We start from the raw sequence: 15,670 nt of genomic DNA on the forward strand, positions 1-15,670 counted from the left end.
ATCACACCAAGCGAGGGTGAACAGCGGATGAGGCCCGGATGAAGGTGCTTTCATCTGCGGCGCAGGCCGCGTCGCAGGTCAGCGAGCGGTGACCGTCGCGGCGCCGTCGACGACGGCGACATCGCCGTCCTCGTCGGTCCGCAGCACCCGCGTCCCGTGGCGGGCGGCCCACTGCAGCGCGGTGGGCGTCGGGTGGCCGTAGGTGTTGTCGGCACCGACGCTGATGATCGCCGTCGGCGCGGCCACCTCGTCCATGAAGTCCTCGTCGACATTGCCCGACCCGTGGTGCGGCATCTTGACGACGTCGAGGTCGGCGGCAGCAGCGGCCATCGCGGGATCGCGTCGCAGCGCCAGCAGCAGCGCGTGGCCGACCTCCCTCTCGATGTCGCCGAGGAGCAGCATGCTGACCTCGCCGACCCGGACGTGGAGGACGATGCTCGCGTTGTTGGCGGCCGAGCCGCCGGCGACCACCTGGGCCGGCCACCACACGTCCGCCCTCACCTCGCCGATCGTCAGCTGCCGCCCCGCGACGAGCGCCTCCACGGGCACGCCATGCTCCCCCGCGATGTGCCGGACCTGCCGGGCCGCCCACTGCGGGTCCTCGACCGGCGTGACGAGGATGCGGCCGACCGCGCGCCCGTCGAGGGCCGCCTCGAGGGCGCCGACGTGGTCGTCGTGGAAGTGCGTGAGCACCACCGCGTCGAGGGTGCGCACCCGCAGCCGCCGCAGGCAGGCGTCGATGCCCCCGTCCTCGGGACCGACGTCCACGAGGACCGCCCGCCCCGGACCAGAGGCGAGGACCAGACCGTCGCCCTGCCCGACGTCGCAGGCGACGAGCCGCCAGTCAGGTGGCGGCCAGCTGAGCGTGCGCGCCGGGAGGGACCCGACGACGATGACGACGACGAGGCCCACCGCGACGAGCGGGCTGGCGCGCGAGCGCCGGACCGCCCACGGACCGGAGAGGATGCCGAGCGCGGTGACCACGGTGAGCAGCACCGCACCGGGGGGCCCGTCGGGCCACGGGAGCGCCCCGCCGGGCACGTCGGCGGCGATCCGCGCGGTCCAGGCGATGGCGAGGGCGAAGGGAGCACCGCACCAGCCGACGAGGCTCGCCAGGGTCGTGCTCGCCACGGCGACGACGGCGGCGCTCACCCCGAGGACCGTGGCCGGGGCGACGAAGGGAGCGGCGGCCAGGTTGGCGAAGACGGCGATGAGGCTGACGTCGCCCTGCAGCAGCACGATGACCGGTCCGCAGACGAGCTGGGCGGCGACGGGGATCGCCACGGCCGGCCCGACGAGGTGCAGGCGTCGCGGCAGGTGGGCGTTGATCGCGTCGGACCATGGGCGGACGAAGAGCAGCAGGCCGAGGGTCGCGAGCGTGGAGAGGACGAACCCGTACGAGCGCGCGAGCCACGGGTCGTAGGTGAGCAGCGCGAGGACGGCGGTACACAGGGCGGGGGTGCCGGCGCCCCGTCGCGAGGCGCTCATGCCGAGCAGCCCGATCGCGCCCATCGTCGCCGCCCGGATGACGCTCGGCTCCGGACGGGCGAGCACGACGAAGAAGGCCAGCCCGGCACCCGCCGCCCAGGGCCGCCACCGGCGCGGGAAGCCGCCCAGGCGGGCGGCGCCGATGAGCGCGGCCAGCACGACGGCGACATTGGACCCAGCAAACGTCACCCACGGATGAGCCACACAGGGAGCCAACGTTGTCACAGGTCGGAAGTACGTTCGACGCCATGAAGACGCTCATCTACGCCCGCGTCAGCATCGACCGTGAAGGCCGGTCCCTCGACGAGCAGATCGCCGAGTGCTGCCAGTGGGCTGACCGCGAAGGGTGGGAAGTGGTCGACGTCATCCGTGAGACCGGGTCCGCGTCACGCTACGCGCGATCCACCGGCGCCCGCCGAGGATGGGACGACCTGACCGCCGCCGTCTCCTCCGGCAACATTGACGCCCTCCTGACGTGGGAAGCGAGCCGCGCCACCCGCCAGCTCACCGAGTACGCCGTGCTCGCCGACCTCTGCGCGGAGCACTCGGTCCGATGGGGCTACTCCGGCACCCTCTACGACCTGACGACGAGGGATGCGCGCTTCCGCACCGGCCTCGACGCGCTGCTCGCCCAGGACGAGTCCGCGCGGACCTCGGAGCGGATCCAACGTTCGACCCGCGCCCGGGCCGTCACCGGCCGCCCCCACGGCAAACTCCCCTACGGGTATCGGCGCGAGTACGACCCGCAGACCGGGGCGCTCCTACGGCAGGTCCCTGACGAGGAGCAGGCCCCGATCGTGCAGGAGATCGCGCGCCGCGTCATCGCCGGCCACTCCCTGCGCACCATCGCCGCGGACCTCACCGAACGCGGCATCGCGATCCCTCGGCCGGCACGCAACCGCACACGCCCGGACGCGTGGCTGCCCGTCACCGTCCGTCGGATCGCCCTGTCCCCCACCAACGCGGGCCTGCGCGTACACCGGGGCGAGGTCGTCGGCGATGCCGCCTGGCCAGCCCTGATCTCCCGGGAGGACCACGACCGCATCAGCGAGCTGCTCAACGCTCCCGGCCGCAACCGCCGCCTCACTGCAGACTCGACCGCGGTGCACCTGCTGTCCGGGATCGCCGTGTGCGGGCTGTGCGGTGGCCCGATGCGCCGCCTGAACCCCAAGCGCGCCCGCCCGAACTACACGTGCCGCGACTGCATGAAGATCGCGCGGGCACAGGCGCCCCTCGACCAGCACGTCACCGACGTGACCCTCGCGCTGCTCGAAGGCATCGACGCGTCGACGATCGACGCACCGTCACCGGAGGCCGAGGCTGCCCGGGCCGAGGCGGATGCGCTCGAGCGCCGGCTGGAGGGGTTCACGATCGCGGGAGCGGAGGGCGAAGTGTCGCCCGCGGCGCTGGCGAAGATCGAGGCTCGGCTGCTGCCACAGATCCGCGCGGCACGCGCGAAGGCAAAGGCGTTGTCGACGCCCGCGGGGATCGACCCCTCGGCGGTGCGCGACCCGCGCGCGTGGTGGGGCGCGGCGTCGCTCGAGCAGAAGCGGACGTTGCTGCGGGCCGCGGTGCGGGTGGTGGTGCATCCGTCGCCGGCGACGAAGTCGTTCCGGCCGGAGTTCGTCCCCGTCACCCCAACCTGGTGACCGAAGGTCAGGCCCCGTAGGGGTCCCAGGCCGCGTACTTGTCCAGCAGCGCGTTCCCCATTCGCTTGGCACTGACCGAAGCGCCAGCACAGTCCGTGGAGTACGACTCCGCAGTGATGCTCTCTACGTTGCACGCCGACGACACCTTGATGGAGCCAAGGTTGTCCGCGGCCGTCAACGTCTCGTCGACCAGGGTCGACACCTCCGACGGCGGGTCCCCGAGCTCCTTGAACTCCTTCCGGAGGATCTGTCCCTTCAACTTCGCTGTCTCGATCTGCATCACGCAGGACATCGCCGCCAGGTCGAGGGCGGGTGAAGCGCAGTCCCGCTCGAACTCGTCGATCAACGTCGACAGGTCTGAGTCCTGCTCGGACACCACACTCGCCCACGGCTTGGGCGAGGCCTCGCTCGCGGATGAAACGCTGCTCGTGCTGCTACTGGTCACGGTCGTCGTCTCCGGCGTGGTCGGCGTGGTCGGTGCGATGCCGCACCCGCCCAGCCCCAGCGCTGCTCCGACTGCCACCGCAGCCACTCCCCTGACACGCTTCATGCTGCCCGCCTCACCCTCGAGTCTCTGAGCCGCCGCAGCCTTGCGACGGTCACCGGATCGTACTGATATGCCGCCGGTTCCGACAGGAGACGGTTGACGACCTGCACCGCCCGCGTCTCCGACAGGCCCAACGACAGGTAGGCGTTCACCCGCCGATCCCGCTCGTGATCGTGGGGCCACCGCCGCCAGACATCCAGCAGCTGCTCCTCCAGCTCGCTCACGCGCCCGCCTCCAGCTCGTTGATCCGGCGCACGATGATGGCCCGTTCTGCCGGGTGTAGATGCCGAGCATCCAGTCGGTGCCGCAGCACCCGCGGAGTGACGAAGAGCTCGTCCGCTGCAGCCTCGATATCGCCGTGGGCCCAGACAAGGGCGTCCGCCAGACCGTGAGGGTCGGGCAGGAGCCACCGCGCGGCCGCGGCGCGCACCGCGGCCTCGACCGGCTCCGGCTGACATCCTTCGTGGCCGCGGTCGTGATGCTCGAGCTCGTGCGCGAGGACACACCGGCGCTCCACCTGCTTCAGGTTCGAGCGGAGCCAGATCCGGTCCCCCTCGGAGGCGCCGAGCAAGGGCTCGGGGAGGTCGTCTCGCCAGGAGACGACGACGTGGTGCAGGTCGCGCAGGCGCCGCCACGGGTGTGGGAGGTGCATGCCGTGGATGCTGACACCCACCGGTGACAGCGGTCAGCGTCGAAGAAGGAATGCGGCCCGATTGAATCGGTAGAGGGACGCCACGACCAGAGTGATCAGGTAGACGACTAGACCTGCAGCGGCCGACGTACCAGCAGCTGCGACCACACTCAGGAAGGTCCCGGGGGCCGGGTCCAGCCCTCCGAAAAGAAGATAGAGGGTCGTGATCAGCACGGTCGCGACACCCACCCCAACCGTGTAGATCAAGTGCACACGCATCGTGTCGATCTCGTTCAAGGCAACGGCACTGGTGCTGAAGCGTGGGTCTCTGCGGGCGTCGATGGTCTTGTTCCAGAACACGACCGCCATGGAGAACGTGAAGCCCGTGAGGATCGACGTCGCAGTAAGCAGAGGTCCTGCGACGAGCCCCAGTCGTATCCCTGTCCCTGCAGCGAGCAGACCCACCACCACGCCTGGCATCAGCAAGCCGAACTGGCCCCAGCGGACCCGACGTCGCCCGCCTGAGTGGGTGGGAGCGTCACTGAACTGGTCAACTGGAACTCTCAGCGGGCTCTGACTCGGGAACACCCCACACCGCCTTTGCCCATCGTGGATCCCTGTTCGGAGTATCCCACCAAGCAGAGTCCCATGAACAGCCCTTCACGTCCCCGACTTGAAACCCGTCTTCGCCCATCTCCTCCAGTGCCTTGCGACATGCCCGGGTGAACTCGTCGTGGCTGGGGGCGCGACTCTCTGCAATCTCTGCGCCGGTCGAGTCCAACGCGGCAGGGAACGTAAGAGTGACGCCGGCCTTCGTGGCTACACGCATCTTGCGCCTGCGCTTGTCGTGGGCCAGTTCGAACGAAACTCGCCAGCCTTCCTCGAGCATCTGGTCAGCGACTGCACCGGCCGTGTCGGCTGTGACCCCCGGCATGTGCGGCACGACTTGCATCAGCACAGCCCTCGGAGACGCGTTCACCCCACCGAAGAGCGAAAGAGCCCAAGCTTGGCGACGGGGAGCCTTGATCTCGATGGCAGAAGAGAACGTCTTGCCGCCGATGGTGGGGGCCGCCTGGGTCTCACCCGTCTGCGGGTTGACCAGCTCTAGGACCAGACCCTTCACCACGGATTCCTTCGCCCAACGCTCCATGGCCTCCGGGGACATCGCCGGATTGATGTCGAGCTCGAGGTCAGGATGCGCATGCCTCAGCGAGGCGTGGAGCATGAGCCGCAGCCGCGTGAGTGCCCCTCGCCCCATCGCCCGCTCAGCCAATAGGACCCCGACTTTAGAGTCAGCGCCGGGAGAGTAGAAGACATGCCGGAACTCGGTATACATCCAGTCGTCCTCATGGATGGTGTCCGTCTTCCGACTGCCGTCCTCGTGGCGCTCCCACGTCTGCTTGATGCCCCGCTGCCCAGAGGAGGCGGTGAGCACCACGACTCGGTCGCCCTCTCGCTGCACGCCGACAACCCGAAGAGCGGCGTCATCTAGTGCACTGGCCACCCTCGCCTCGCCCTGATGCGCAAGTCCCGCTTGCGCGATGTAGTCGAGAACAGACGTTCCGGCCGCATCAAAGTCGTTCCAGCGGAGAGCGTCACTCGTGTCGCCCTTCACCCGGACTTTGACTAGGTACGGAACCACTTCGTATGTCGCTGCCATCAGCCCTCCCCCTCGTCTCGGTCCGCGGCCTGCCGCGTGATGTGCTCCACGGACTCCCCGTCGGCGTCTTCCTGCCGGGCGCGGAGCTCCGCCAGCTGATCCTTGGTTGGCACCCCGCTCCCCGGGGCCTGTGTGGTGGCGGCGGAACGGTCATCGTTCCCCACGTCCTCTCGAGCATCGACGATCGACCGCACCATCGCGGCGACTGCCCTCTGCACGCCCTCATCGAGATGACGCGTCCCGGCCGGCAACATCAGTCCGAGCGTCGACTCATCACGCTGGACGTCCAGACCGAACGAGCACGCGAACGCGAGGACGACGAGCCGCTCAGGTACGTCGAGCCCCTCCGCGAGCGCCCGGATCGTCTCGGCCCTCTTCGGCCACTCCTTCGGAGGGGTGGTCGCGAGGTTCGCGATGGTCTGGAACTTGATGTGCAGGCCAGCACGCGCCGCACGCTCCGCCATCTCCCGGTAGGAGAGGCCGGAATCGCGGCGTTGTCGCTCGATGAGCTCGCTGATCGTGGGCACGCCAGAACTCTCCGTCCTGGACTGCCGATCCTCAACCACGCCCGCCAACCTTCCGTCTACCACCACATGACACGCCGACAGTAGCCCCGCGTCTACTAGTTCGTCGGCACAAATCCCGCGTGTTTACAGGCCCTAAGGAACCACACGGCTGTCATTTGCTTGACAACCGTCTAGCAGTAGACGCATCATCGTCCCGTACTACTTGACAGATAACCGTCTAGCAAGGGACAGTGATGACACGCAGAAACCGATGGCCGAAGGGGGCCTACATGAAGCTCAAGAGCGCGGACACCCTCCGCGCACTCATGGAGCAGGACCAGTTCAGCCTGGCGCGACTAGCCCGCTACGCCGGCTGCTCCAAAGGATTCATCTCCCACCTCCTCTCGGGCCGACGCTCCTCCTGCACGGCAGAGCTCGGCGACAAGATCGCGGAGGCCCTCGGGGTCCCCACCACCGTCCTCTTCGAGGTCCGTGTGTCCCCCAGCAGCGGGTCGATCGACAACCAGCACATGAAGAAGGCGTCCTGATGAGCGCCCTCACGGACGGGATGCGTCCGGGCGAGACCCCGAAGCAGTACGCGGAGCGCTTGCTCAAGCGGCACGGACCTCCGCCCCCCCGGGTCGTCGACATCGTCCACGGCCTCCAGCGCCAAGCCGCCGCGAAGCGCACCGCCTGACCCACCCACGACATGCCGAAGGGCCGGCCCAACCGCCAAGTCAGAACCGGCCCTCCAGATCGAAAGGAAGTCTCTCAGATGAGCGACACCACCACCAGCATCACCGCCGACATCACGCACGGCGCCCACGCCTGGAACTACTGCCACGACGACATGCACGTGGACGGCGACTCCTGCCCCACCTGCCGCGGCTGGCTGACCCGCTGCCCCGACGAGCAGTGCCACGACGCCGCGCACGACGCCGAGTGGATCCCCGACCACATCAAGGCCAAGCGGCACGCCAAAGCCCTGCGTGACCGCCGACAGACCCCTCCGGCCCCGGAGGCGACGCCCGGGCAGGTGACCGGCCCGACTTCCCCCCGCGCCGGCATCCGCCCGGGCGTCAACCCCACCGACCGCGTCACCCTCAACGCCCCCTTCGCCGTCGAGCGCACCGTCACCGACGACGACGACTTCCTCGTGACCATCCGCCTCACCGACGAAGCCGCCCGCCAGCTCGCCCGCGACCTCACCCGCCGCCACATGGCCGACCTGATCCTCCTCGCCCGCCTGCAGACCGCGGTCCGCCACCCCCACGCCAGCACGGAGACCGTCGCTGAGCACCACCGCGTCATGAACCGCCTGTCCGGGTCACTCACCGCCCACGCCACCACCGTGTGGGAGCTGACCGTGCCCCAAGCCGAGGGCGTCCTCGAGGAGCTGCAGGAGGCCGCCGCGGAGCCCGAGATCTGCCTCGTCGGGACCTGCACGGCCTACGCCGTCGACGGCTACTGCGCCGGCCACGCGGACGGGATCTGACATGGGCACCACCGCCACCTTCACCCTCGCGGTCGCCGCGCTCCTGGCCTGCTCGCCCGCTGCAGCCCACGCCCCCACCGCGACCGTGACGCCCGGACCGGACCGGCCCGGCACGTGGGTCAACGAGGGCGCCGTCCTCGACACCACCAGCGTCACGCTCCTGGCCGACGAAGACCGGGACCCGTCCCCCATGCACCTCGCTCGCGCCTACGCCGCCCAGCGCGACTGGACCTGCGTCGCGCCGAGCGCCGCGGAGCTCGACGACACGTTCCTCGTCGTGCCCGTCCACCCCGTCGACGGGCTGCCCTACGGCGCGGCCGTCCGCGAGGTCGGTCTCGACGACGCCCTCGACGGGCGGGGCCGGTTCATCGTCCTCCTGGGCTGCGACACCCCGAAGGGCGGTGCCTGACGTGGACACCCTGCTCGCCGTCCTGGCCGCAATGACCGTCATGGCTGGCCTCGGCCTCTTCGCCCGCCACGTCGCGGGCCACGTCCACCAGGACTCCCCGCACTACAACAGCCGCTGCCCGATCTGCGGACTCTCGAACGAGGAGGCCTGACGTGGACCCCTACCTCGACCCCGAGCTCTACGACCCCGAGATCCCGTGCCGCTCCTGCGGCCGGCACCAGGGCGAGTGCGAGCAGGCCGGCATGTGCTGCCGCCACTGCACTCACGACGCGCTGCCCGAGGCGGTCTGACGTGGCCCTCTTCATCACCGGATGCGTCTTCGCCCTCATCGCCCACCGAGCCGGATGGCTCGACGACCCCAAGGACCCGTCATGACCAGCCCCCGCCACGCCGAAGCCACCGCCCAGGGCCGCTACTACAACCACCCCCAGACCGGGCAGCAGCTCATCTCCGTCACCAACGCTCTCTCCGTCGGCTGCGCCAAGCCCGCCCTCGTCCCCTGGGCCGCGAAGATCGTCGCCGAGGAGGCCATCGAGCAGCTGCCCATCCTCACCCACCGGCTGCGCACCGAGGACCCCGAGACCGTCCGCAAGGACCTGTCCCGATCGGTCACCGTCGCCCGCGACAAGGCCGCCGACATGGGCTCCCGAGTCCATGCCCTCGCCGAGGCCCACGTCCTGGGCGTCGACCTGGCCTACGAGGACGGCGACGAGGACTGCGCCCCGTTCGTCGAGCAGCTCCTCAAGTTCTTCACCGATTTCGACGTCGACCTGCAGCGCGACGTCGAAGCGACCGAGCTGACCGTCGCCTACCCCGGACTCGGGTACGCCGGCACCCTCGACCTCCTCGTGCGCCTGCCGCTCGACGGGCACATCCCGGGCATGCCGACGAACCGCGTCGACGACCCGGCGAAGCGCGGCCTCTGGCTCATCGACTACAAGAGCAGCGCGACCCGAGCCGCCACGTCGGTATACGGGGAGTACGCCCTGCAGCTGACCGCGCTCCGGCGGGCACGGGAGGCGTGGACCCCCGACGGGGACATCGTCGCGATGCCGAAGGGGATCGTCGGCACCGCCGTGCTGAACCTGCGGCGCCGCACCTACGAGCTCATCCCGCTGCCGTCGGGTGACGCCGAGTGGAACGCGTTCCAGGGCTGCCTCTCTCTCGCGAAGTGGATGCACTCCACCGGCGCAGATGTGGCCCGGGGCGATCACCGCCCCATCACCCCCACGGGCAAGGCGAAGCCGAAGCGCACCCGCAAGGCCGCCACCCCGAAGACCACCACCGAGACGACGAAGGCGGCCTGACCATGCCCATCCTCACCATCCAGCGCCGGCACGCCGAGCATGGGCGCATCCGCATCGGCCAGAAGGTCGCGACCCGATCGGGCAAGACCCGCCCGGACAAGCTCGACCGGTTCCGGTTCACCTCCGGCAACCGCGACCACATCGAAGCCCTCGCCACGCTCTACGGCGGCACGGCCGGCGAGTGGAAGAACGGGTCGAAGACCGAGTACGAGGTCATCACCGACGCGCGATCCATCCCCGTCATCGCCGTCAAGGGCGGCATCTCCCAGTGGATGGAGACGTGGTCCGGCGGTGGCTGCACCCACCGGTGCGACGGCTACACCAACGTCCTCACCGACACCCCGTGCGACCCTGACGACCCGGCGCACGCCAACGCGAAGCCCACCACGCGCCTGTCCGTCATGCTCCGCGACCTCGAGTCCCTCGGCGTGTGGCGCCTGGAGACTCACGGGTGGAACGCCGCGGCCGAACTGCCGAACATGGTCGAGCTGTCGAACTTCGTCGGGGACTACGTGCCCGCGAACCTCGTGCTGCAGCAGCGCACCAGCGTCAGCAACGGCGAGACGAAGCAGTACGTGGTGCCCGTCCTCGACCTGGCCATCACCAAGCAGCGACTCAACGAGGTCATGGCAGCGGCCGCCCCGGCAGGAGCGGCCGAGCTCGAGGCTGGCAGCAGCGACGCGCTGCAGCTCGAGCAGGCGCCCGCGGAGCGGCCGGACTACGAGCAGATGCTCGCCGACGCGGTCAGCGTGGAGGACTGCCAGAACGTGTGGCGCGCAGCCGGCGCCTCCGGGCACCTCGACGAGGACCTCAAGGACCTCATCACGGGCCGCGCGAAGGACATCAAGGCCACCACCGAGGCCGACGCCGACCTCGACCCCGCCCCCATCGACGGCGAGATCGAGCCCGAGCCAGGCGGGTCCTCGTGGCAGGACGTGGTGGCCGCAGCGGGCGCCAAGGGCATCACCACCAGCCAGCTCGCGGAGCTCGCCGAGCAGCAGTTCGCACAGCCCGTCGCCGATCTGACCGGTGAGCAGCTGGCCGAGCTGCGGTCCGCCATCGAGTCCGGGGCGGTGGCGGCATGAGCTGGCACACCGGGCCGCTGGCCTTGTTCGATCTGGAATCAACCGGCGTCGACCCGCACCGCGACCGCATCGTCACCGCCGCCATCATTCACGTCATCCCCGGCCAGAAGCCGATCACCCACGAGTGGCTCCTCGACCCCGGCATCCCCATCCCGCAGGGCGCCACCGACGTGCACGGCATCTCCACGGAGTTCGCCAGCCACAACGGCATGGCCGCGGCCGCCGGCGTCCACGCCATCGCGGACACCCTCATCCGCCTCGCCGGGCAATGGGTGCCCATCGTCGGCCACAACGTCACCTACGACCTCACCATGCTGTGGGCCGAGTCCATGCGTCACGGGCACCGCGACCACGTCGCGTCCCTCGAGGACCTCGCCACCGAAGGGTGCGTCGTCGACACGTTCGTCCTCGACAAGGCCGTCGACACCTACCGCAAGGGCTCCCGCAAGCTCGTCGACGTCGCCGCCCACTACGGGATCGCCCTCACCGAGCAAGAGGCCCACGGCGCGACCGCCGACGCCCTGGCCGCAGGACGCATCGCGTGGGTCATCGCCCAGCGGCACCCCCACCTCGTGCAGCGCGCCGCGAAGGACCTGCACGCGTGGCAGGTCATGGAGAAGCGCGGCCAGGCCGAGTCCTTCGGCCGGTACCTGCGCAAGCAGGGCAAGCCCGACGACGTGGCCCGTGAATGGCCCATCCAGAACCCACCCGCGGACTGGTCACCGGACCAGCTCCCCGCTCCCCGAGAGGACACCGCAGCATGAGCAACCACTTCACGATCACCGGCAACATCGCCGAGCCCAACAAGGGCACCGGCAGCGACGGCAAGCCCGTCCTGAACCTGCGCATCGCAGACACCCCGCGCCGCAAGAACGACCAGGGCGAGTGGGAGGACGCCGGCGAGACCATGTGGGTCGGTGCGGCCGTGTGGGGCGACGACGCGCTCGAGCTGGCCAAGGTCCTGACCAAGGGGTCGAAGGTCACCGCGTCCGGTCGGCTGACCCAGCGCACCTTCCAGGGCAACGACGGAACCGAACGGGTCGCGTTCGAGATCAAGGGCGCGGTCGTGGGCGTGGTGCCGCGTGCGCCGCGTGAGCAGGGCGACGCGTGGGGCGGCGGTCAGCAGTCGCGGCCCCCCGCGCAGCAGGCTCGCCCTCCGGCCGCCAAGCAGCAGGCCGCTTCCGCGCCGCAGCAGGGTTGGGGAGGTGGTGGCGATGTCTCCTACGACGAGCCCCCGTTCTGACACGCCCCGCGCCGCGGCGCTAGACGCCGCACGCGCTGATGCGTGGAACAGCCTCCGGTTGCTTGCCTCGTGGGAGGGCGAGGGCATCCCCGGTCACGAGGAGGGGCGTCGCATCGTCACCGCGGCCCGCGGCAAGGCCAGCCCGTTCGGGTGGTCCTTCGACGACGCGATGGACGTCATCGACCCCGCCGGCAAGTCCTACCCCGTCGTCATCGACCTCGTCTGGGCCGCACGCAAGGCCAACGCCTGACCGGCCACCCCTCGAGCACCCGGACCCCACGACGGTGCAGGACACGACACCCGCCACGGGTCCGGGGCACACCACCCACCCACTCACTCACGAGGAGACGACCGAGATGCACCACCCCACACAGCCCCGAGCCGAGGACAACCCGGGCTCCACGCTCGGGCTCATCGCCGCCGCAGCCGCCGGGATCGCCGCGGCCACCACCTTCCTCGCGGTCATCGGCGTCGCCGCCCGCGCCCTCGGGCTCCTCCCGTGACCGCCGCGCACGAGGTGCCCGCCACCGGTCCACGCCCGGGCGACATCGTCCGCACCCCCGCGGGGCGCCTGTGGCGCGTCGTCACCGTCTCCCGCGACATCGTGCGGGCCGTCGAGCTCGACACCGGCGTCCTCGCCCACCACGACGTCACCACCCTGACCATCCACGAGCGCCACCCCGGAGGACCCCGATGAGCACCCCGACCACCAGCCACGTCACCTACCGCCACCCGCAGCACAGCAGCCCCGCGCTGACCATCGACGGCGTCGATGTCACCCACGCGATGGAGGCCGGCTTCTCGATCCACGTGCCCGACCCGGGCGCGCCAGCGAGCCTGCGCGTCCGCGTCGTCGCCGACGACTTCACCTTCGACGGCGACGCGACGGTCACCGTGAACGTCCCCGAACAGGTGCGGGCTGCGCTCACGGCCGCCGGCTGGACCCCACCCGAGGGCACCGACCCCCGCCACGGTCTGCGCCTCGAGATCGTGCAGACGGACCCCGACATGTCGTGGAACGGCGCCCCTCACTTCCTGCGCCTGGCCGGTCGCAACGGCGAGACCGTCATGCACTCCGAGAACTACGTGTCGCGCTCCAACGCCCGCCGCGCCGCCAAGGGCCTCGCCGCGAAGCTCGGCATCACCACAGTCCGTGAGATGACGGCATGACCCGCATCCTCGGCATCGACCCGTCCCTGACCGGCACCGGCCTCGCGCTCCTCGACACCGACGACCACCTCGTCATCCCCACCGAGACGATCACGACGAAGGGTGCCGCCGGCGCGACCCTCACCGCACGCCGCCAGCGGCTCGAGCGGCTCGTCGACATCATCGTCGGGAAGGCGATCGACCACGGCACCGAGCTCGCCGTCATCGAAACCCCCGCCCTGTCCAAGGCCAACACGGGCACGTCCATGCTCAACGGGCTGTGGTGGATGCTCGTCGCCCGCCTGGTCGGCGCCGGTATCGACGTCGTCGAGGTCGGCGCCGGGCAGCTGAAGACCTACGCCACCGGCAAGGGCAACGCGTCCAAGGACGCCGTCCTCCTGGCCGTCGCCCGCCGATACCCACACGTCGACGTCACCAGTAACGACGAAGCCGACGCGCTCGTGCTCGCCGCGATCGGCGCCCGCCTCGTCGGCCACGCCATCGACGAACTGCCCGCCACCCACACCCGAGCCCTCGCCAAGGTGGCCCGACCAGGGATCGCAGCATGAGCACCCAGGCACCCCTCCTGCCCGGCCACGCCCCCGGATGGTCGTCACGCAAGGGCACCGCAGGCGCCGTCGAACAGCCCTGGGACGCAGACCTCCCCGCCCGCGTCTACGGCCTCTGCGAGTCCGGCTGGCACCACGACTGCCCGCAGGCGCCCCTGCTCGTCGCCGTGCCCGGTTGCTGCGCCTGCCCCTGCCACACCCCAGCAGGTGCCGCATGAGCACGAAGCACGTCGCGTCCTGCGACTGCGGATGGACCGGCGGGCCCTACAAGAGCGAAGCAGTCGCCGCCTACGCCCTGCGCCTGCACTCCTGCGAAGCGCACCGCACCCGCCTCGCCGCCGCGGCGCGCAACCAGGCACGCCTCGCCCGAATCGCTCAGATCGACCGCAACCCCAAGCCCTGCACCCACCCCGACGAGCACGGCCAGCCCCGCCACCAGCACGGCACCTACGTGGCCTACACCCTCGACCACTGCCGCTGCACCCCCTGCAGCCAGGCATCCGCCGACTACGAACGCGGCCGGGTGCGCCGCAACGCCTACGGCCGATCCAACTTCACCGACGCCGACCCCGTCCGCGAGCACATCGCCACCCTCATGACCGCCGGCATCGGGCTCAAGCAGATCACCCACCACACCGGCATCAACGGCGGCGTCCTGTCCAAGCTTGTCTACGGCATCCCCGGGCAACGCCCGCCATCGCAGCGAGTCCGCACCGACACCGCCAGCAAGATCCTCGCGCTCAACCCCCGCGACACCACCCTCCTCGCCGACGGCGCCCGCACCGACTCCACCGGCACCGCCCGCCGACTGCAGGCCCTGCACACCCTCGGGTGGGGTATCAACGCCATCGCCCGCCAGACCGGCCTCGACCGGCAGCGCCTCGACAACGCCATCCACGGCGGCAACATCGTCATGGGCACCCGCCGCGCCGTCACCGACCTGTACGAGCAGCTGTGGGACACCCCGGCCCCCACCGCGACGAAGGGTGAACGCCTCGCGGCCACCCGGGCGAAGAAGCGCGCCGAAGCAGCCAGATGGGTGCCGCCGCTGGCGTGGGACGACGAGACCATCGACGACCCCACCGCGACCCCCCACGTCGACGACCGCGACGCACGCGACCGCAAGTCCGGCCGCGGAACCGGCGCCACCAACGCCGACGCCCTCCGAGACTGCGCCGTCGACTGGGGCCTCACCCTCGCCCAGGCCGCGCACCGACTCCACGTCACCAACGCCGCCATCAGCCGAGCCCTGGCCCGCCTCAACGACGACGACCCCGACCTCGCCAACGAGCTGCGCGCCGCCTTCCGCCGCAACGCCATCGCCCAAGGCCACGACCAGCCCACCCGCGACGGCCTGCCCGCACGCGTGCGCGACCGAGGCCGCAGGAATGCCGCATGAGCACGCTCAAGCGCCCTCTCCTCGCCCCGCTGCCCGGGCACGCGCTCTCCGTCACCCGGATGCCATGCGCCCGCGCCCACGTCGAGTGCACCTGCAGCGACCTGCGCCTCGCCGTCCACGCCTCCATGAAGTCCGCCGAACGCGCCGCCCTGCGGCACTACATCGACCACGCACCCGACGGACCTGAGAAGGCCCGCGCCCAGCAGCTGCTCGAGCAGATCACCGAGAAGAGGAAGCCATGACCGACGACACGAAGACCGAGCGACCAAAGCGGCCCAAGAAGGCGCTCCGTCCCAACACCGCTATCGCCACCGGCATCCACCCCGTCACCCGGATTCCCCTCGCCCCCACCGACGGGCTCACCTACAGCGAGAAGCCCCGCTGCGAGACCTGCGTGCACCTCGACCTCGCCTACGAGGGCCGCACCGTCCGCGACTACACGTGCACCTTCGTCGACACGTTCACGGCCGTAGAGCCCGAGTGGCCCGGCTGCTTCAAGCACGAGCCCCGACCCGAGACCTGACCGCCCCCAG

General features: G+C 70.5%; 27 protein-coding genes. 20 read left to right on the top strand and 7 right to left on the bottom strand.

The annotated features are described in order from the left end of the window. Positions 1–78: 78 nt before the first annotated feature. Positions 79–1,677, bottom strand: a complete 1,599-nt coding sequence (locus JT1_RS07395) for a ComEC/Rec2 family competence protein (RefSeq protein ID WP_255218285.1) — start codon at positions 1,675–1,677, stop codon at positions 79–81. Positions 1,678–1,736: 59 nt separating this feature from the next. On the opposite strand from JT1_RS07395, the gene JT1_RS07400 reads away from it, so the two are divergent. Further along, positions 1,737–3,137, top strand: a complete 1,401-nt coding sequence (locus JT1_RS07400) for a recombinase family protein (RefSeq protein ID WP_068324997.1) — start codon at positions 1,737–1,739, stop codon at positions 3,135–3,137. 7 nt (positions 3,138–3,144) lie between these two features. Here the strand turns inward: JT1_RS07400 and JT1_RS07405 are convergent, their stop codons facing one another. The 6 genes from JT1_RS07405 to JT1_RS07430 all read right to left on the bottom strand — a co-directional run bounded on the left by JT1_RS07405 (position 3,145) and on the right by JT1_RS07430 (position 6,502). Further along, a complete protein-coding gene (locus JT1_RS07405) occupies positions 3,145–3,687 on the bottom strand; it encodes a hypothetical protein (RefSeq protein ID WP_169701904.1) in 543 nt (180 codons plus the stop codon). Beyond that, a complete protein-coding gene (locus tag JT1_RS18280; RefSeq protein WP_068324999.1) occupies positions 3,684–3,908 on the bottom strand; it encodes a DUF3263 domain-containing protein in 225 nt (74 codons plus the stop codon). Before JT1_RS18280 ends, JT1_RS07405 begins: the two co-directional genes overlap by 4 nt. Further along, entirely contained in the window at positions 3,905–4,336 is a 432-nt protein-coding gene (locus JT1_RS18285) for an ImmA/IrrE family metallo-endopeptidase (protein WP_169701905.1), read from the bottom strand. The genes JT1_RS18280 and JT1_RS18285 overlap by 4 nt, the downstream gene beginning before the upstream one ends. A 33-nt stretch (positions 4,337–4,369) precedes the next feature. Continuing rightward, positions 4,370–4,780, bottom strand: coding sequence for a hypothetical protein (locus tag JT1_RS07420; protein ID WP_169701906.1), 411 nt, complete (start codon positions 4,778–4,780; stop codon positions 4,370–4,372). Between the two features lie 85 nt (positions 4,781–4,865). Continuing rightward, entirely contained in the window at positions 4,866–5,975 is a 1,110-nt protein-coding gene (locus JT1_RS07425; RefSeq protein WP_068325002.1) for a hypothetical protein, read from the bottom strand. Continuing rightward, positions 5,975–6,502 carry a hypothetical protein gene (locus JT1_RS07430; protein WP_169701907.1) on the bottom strand — a complete coding sequence of 176 codons (528 nt, stop codon included), beginning with the start codon at positions 6,500–6,502 and terminating at the stop codon, positions 5,975–5,977. Before JT1_RS07430 ends, JT1_RS07425 begins: the two co-directional genes overlap by 1 nt. Before the next feature lie 269 nt (positions 6,503–6,771). On the opposite strand from JT1_RS07430, the gene JT1_RS07435 reads away from it, so the two are divergent. The 19 genes from JT1_RS07435 (at position 6,772) to JT1_RS07505 (ending at position 15,660) form a co-directional block, all read left to right on the top strand. Further along, positions 6,772–7,029 carry a helix-turn-helix domain-containing protein gene (locus JT1_RS07435; RefSeq protein ID WP_218005566.1) on the top strand — a complete coding sequence of 86 codons (258 nt, stop codon included), beginning with the start codon at positions 6,772–6,774 and terminating at the stop codon, positions 7,027–7,029. Then, positions 7,029–7,178: a hypothetical protein gene (locus JT1_RS18290; RefSeq protein WP_169701908.1), complete on the top strand. Its 150-nt coding sequence runs from the start codon at positions 7,029–7,031 to the stop codon at positions 7,176–7,178. The genes JT1_RS07435 and JT1_RS18290 overlap by 1 nt, the downstream gene beginning before the upstream one ends. Before the next feature lie 78 nt (positions 7,179–7,256). After that, positions 7,257–7,976: a hypothetical protein gene (locus JT1_RS07440; RefSeq protein ID WP_068325005.1), complete on the top strand. Its 720-nt coding sequence runs from the start codon at positions 7,257–7,259 to the stop codon at positions 7,974–7,976. Between the two features lies 1 nt (position 7,977). Beyond that, entirely contained in the window at positions 7,978–8,385 is a 408-nt protein-coding gene (locus JT1_RS07445; protein WP_068325006.1) for a hypothetical protein, read from the top strand. A 1-nt stretch (position 8,386) separates the two neighbouring features. Beyond that, positions 8,387–8,536 carry a hypothetical protein gene (locus tag JT1_RS18295; protein WP_169701909.1) on the top strand — a complete coding sequence of 50 codons (150 nt, stop codon included), beginning with the start codon at positions 8,387–8,389 and terminating at the stop codon, positions 8,534–8,536. 1 nt (position 8,537) lies between these two features. Then, entirely contained in the window at positions 8,538–8,675 is a 138-nt protein-coding gene (locus JT1_RS18300) for a hypothetical protein (protein ID WP_169701910.1), read from the top strand. An 81-nt stretch (positions 8,676–8,756) separates the two neighbouring features. Continuing rightward, entirely contained in the window at positions 8,757–9,692 is a 936-nt protein-coding gene (locus JT1_RS07450; protein ID WP_068325007.1) for a hypothetical protein, read from the top strand. A 2-nt stretch (positions 9,693–9,694) separates the two neighbouring features. Beyond that, on the top strand, positions 9,695–10,777 hold the full coding sequence (locus JT1_RS07455; RefSeq protein WP_068325008.1) for a recombination directionality factor: 1,083 nt from the start codon (positions 9,695–9,697) through the stop codon (positions 10,775–10,777). Beyond that, a complete protein-coding gene (locus JT1_RS07460) occupies positions 10,774–11,541 on the top strand; it encodes an exonuclease domain-containing protein (RefSeq protein ID WP_082807538.1) in 768 nt (255 codons plus the stop codon). The genes JT1_RS07455 and JT1_RS07460 overlap by 4 nt, the downstream gene beginning before the upstream one ends. After that, complete coding sequence (locus JT1_RS07465; protein WP_068325009.1) at positions 11,538–12,020, top strand: single-stranded DNA-binding protein; 483 nt, start codon at positions 11,538–11,540, stop codon at positions 12,018–12,020. The genes JT1_RS07460 and JT1_RS07465 overlap by 4 nt, the downstream gene beginning before the upstream one ends. 58 nt (positions 12,021–12,078) lie before the next feature. Further along, entirely contained in the window at positions 12,079–12,270 is a 192-nt protein-coding gene (locus JT1_RS07470; RefSeq protein ID WP_068325010.1) for a hypothetical protein, read from the top strand. Between the two features lie 106 nt (positions 12,271–12,376). Then, the gene (locus JT1_RS07475) at positions 12,377–12,523 is read left to right on the top strand and encodes a hypothetical protein (RefSeq protein ID WP_169701911.1); all 147 of its coding nucleotides are present in this window, start codon (positions 12,377–12,379) and stop codon (positions 12,521–12,523) included. Further along, a complete protein-coding gene (locus tag JT1_RS07480) occupies positions 12,520–12,717 on the top strand; it encodes a hypothetical protein (RefSeq protein WP_068325012.1) in 198 nt (65 codons plus the stop codon). The genes JT1_RS07475 and JT1_RS07480 overlap by 4 nt, the downstream gene beginning before the upstream one ends. Beyond that, positions 12,714–13,190 carry a YegP family protein gene (locus JT1_RS07485; RefSeq protein ID WP_068325013.1) on the top strand — a complete coding sequence of 159 codons (477 nt, stop codon included), beginning with the start codon at positions 12,714–12,716 and terminating at the stop codon, positions 13,188–13,190. Before JT1_RS07480 ends, JT1_RS07485 begins: the two co-directional genes overlap by 4 nt. Continuing rightward, a complete protein-coding gene (locus JT1_RS07490) occupies positions 13,187–13,738 on the top strand; it encodes a crossover junction endodeoxyribonuclease RuvC (protein WP_068325014.1) in 552 nt (183 codons plus the stop codon). The genes JT1_RS07485 and JT1_RS07490 overlap by 4 nt, the downstream gene beginning before the upstream one ends. Beyond that, positions 13,735–13,956 carry a hypothetical protein gene (locus JT1_RS18305; protein WP_169701912.1) on the top strand — a complete coding sequence of 74 codons (222 nt, stop codon included), beginning with the start codon at positions 13,735–13,737 and terminating at the stop codon, positions 13,954–13,956. Before JT1_RS07490 ends, JT1_RS18305 begins: the two co-directional genes overlap by 4 nt. Next, positions 13,953–15,137 carry a hypothetical protein gene (locus tag JT1_RS07495; RefSeq protein WP_068325015.1) on the top strand — a complete coding sequence of 395 codons (1,185 nt, stop codon included), beginning with the start codon at positions 13,953–13,955 and terminating at the stop codon, positions 15,135–15,137. The genes JT1_RS18305 and JT1_RS07495 overlap by 4 nt, the downstream gene beginning before the upstream one ends. Next, entirely contained in the window at positions 15,134–15,379 is a 246-nt protein-coding gene (locus JT1_RS07500) for a hypothetical protein (RefSeq protein WP_068325016.1), read from the top strand. The genes JT1_RS07495 and JT1_RS07500 overlap by 4 nt, the downstream gene beginning before the upstream one ends. Then, complete coding sequence (locus JT1_RS07505; protein ID WP_068325017.1) at positions 15,376–15,660, top strand: hypothetical protein; 285 nt, start codon at positions 15,376–15,378, stop codon at positions 15,658–15,660. Before JT1_RS07500 ends, JT1_RS07505 begins: the two co-directional genes overlap by 4 nt. The last annotated feature ends 10 nt before the right edge of the window (positions 15,661–15,670 follow it).

This window comes from Janibacter terrae NBRC 107853 (assembly GCF_001591405.1).
GTDB lineage: Bacteria > Actinomycetota > Actinomycetes > Actinomycetales > Dermatophilaceae > Janibacter > Janibacter terrae.

Coding starts and splice junctions, on each gene's coding strand:
- JT1_RS07400 (WP_068324997.1), top strand. CDS start 1,737: ATGAAGACGCTCATCTACGCCCGCGTCAGCATCGACCGTGAAGGCCGG.
- JT1_RS07405 (WP_169701904.1), bottom strand. CDS start 3,687: ATGAAGCGTGTCAGGGGAGTGGCTGCGGTGGCAGTCGGAGCAGCGCTG.
- JT1_RS18285 (WP_169701905.1), bottom strand. CDS start 4,336: ATGCACCTCCCACACCCGTGGCGGCGCCTGCGCGACCTGCACCACGTC.
- JT1_RS07425 (WP_068325002.1), bottom strand. CDS start 5,975: ATGGCAGCGACATACGAAGTGGTTCCGTACCTAGTCAAAGTCCGGGTG.
- JT1_RS07435 (WP_218005566.1), top strand. CDS start 6,772: ATGAAGCTCAAGAGCGCGGACACCCTCCGCGCACTCATGGAGCAGGAC.
- JT1_RS18290 (WP_169701908.1), top strand. CDS start 7,029: ATGAGCGCCCTCACGGACGGGATGCGTCCGGGCGAGACCCCGAAGCAG.
- JT1_RS07440 (WP_068325005.1), top strand. CDS start 7,257: ATGAGCGACACCACCACCAGCATCACCGCCGACATCACGCACGGCGCC.
- JT1_RS07445 (WP_068325006.1), top strand. CDS start 7,978: ATGGGCACCACCGCCACCTTCACCCTCGCGGTCGCCGCGCTCCTGGCC.
- JT1_RS07450 (WP_068325007.1), top strand. CDS start 8,757: ATGACCAGCCCCCGCCACGCCGAAGCCACCGCCCAGGGCCGCTACTAC.
- JT1_RS07455 (WP_068325008.1), top strand. CDS start 9,695: ATGCCCATCCTCACCATCCAGCGCCGGCACGCCGAGCATGGGCGCATC.
- JT1_RS07460 (WP_082807538.1), top strand. CDS start 10,774: ATGAGCTGGCACACCGGGCCGCTGGCCTTGTTCGATCTGGAATCAACC.
- JT1_RS07465 (WP_068325009.1), top strand. CDS start 11,538: ATGAGCAACCACTTCACGATCACCGGCAACATCGCCGAGCCCAACAAG.
- JT1_RS07475 (WP_169701911.1), top strand. CDS start 12,377: ATGCACCACCCCACACAGCCCCGAGCCGAGGACAACCCGGGCTCCACG.
- JT1_RS07485 (WP_068325013.1), top strand. CDS start 12,714: ATGAGCACCCCGACCACCAGCCACGTCACCTACCGCCACCCGCAGCAC.
- JT1_RS07490 (WP_068325014.1), top strand. CDS start 13,187: ATGACCCGCATCCTCGGCATCGACCCGTCCCTGACCGGCACCGGCCTC.
- JT1_RS18305 (WP_169701912.1), top strand. CDS start 13,735: ATGAGCACCCAGGCACCCCTCCTGCCCGGCCACGCCCCCGGATGGTCG.
- JT1_RS07495 (WP_068325015.1), top strand. CDS start 13,953: ATGAGCACGAAGCACGTCGCGTCCTGCGACTGCGGATGGACCGGCGGG.
- JT1_RS07500 (WP_068325016.1), top strand. CDS start 15,134: ATGAGCACGCTCAAGCGCCCTCTCCTCGCCCCGCTGCCCGGGCACGCG.
- JT1_RS07505 (WP_068325017.1), top strand. CDS start 15,376: ATGACCGACGACACGAAGACCGAGCGACCAAAGCGGCCCAAGAAGGCG.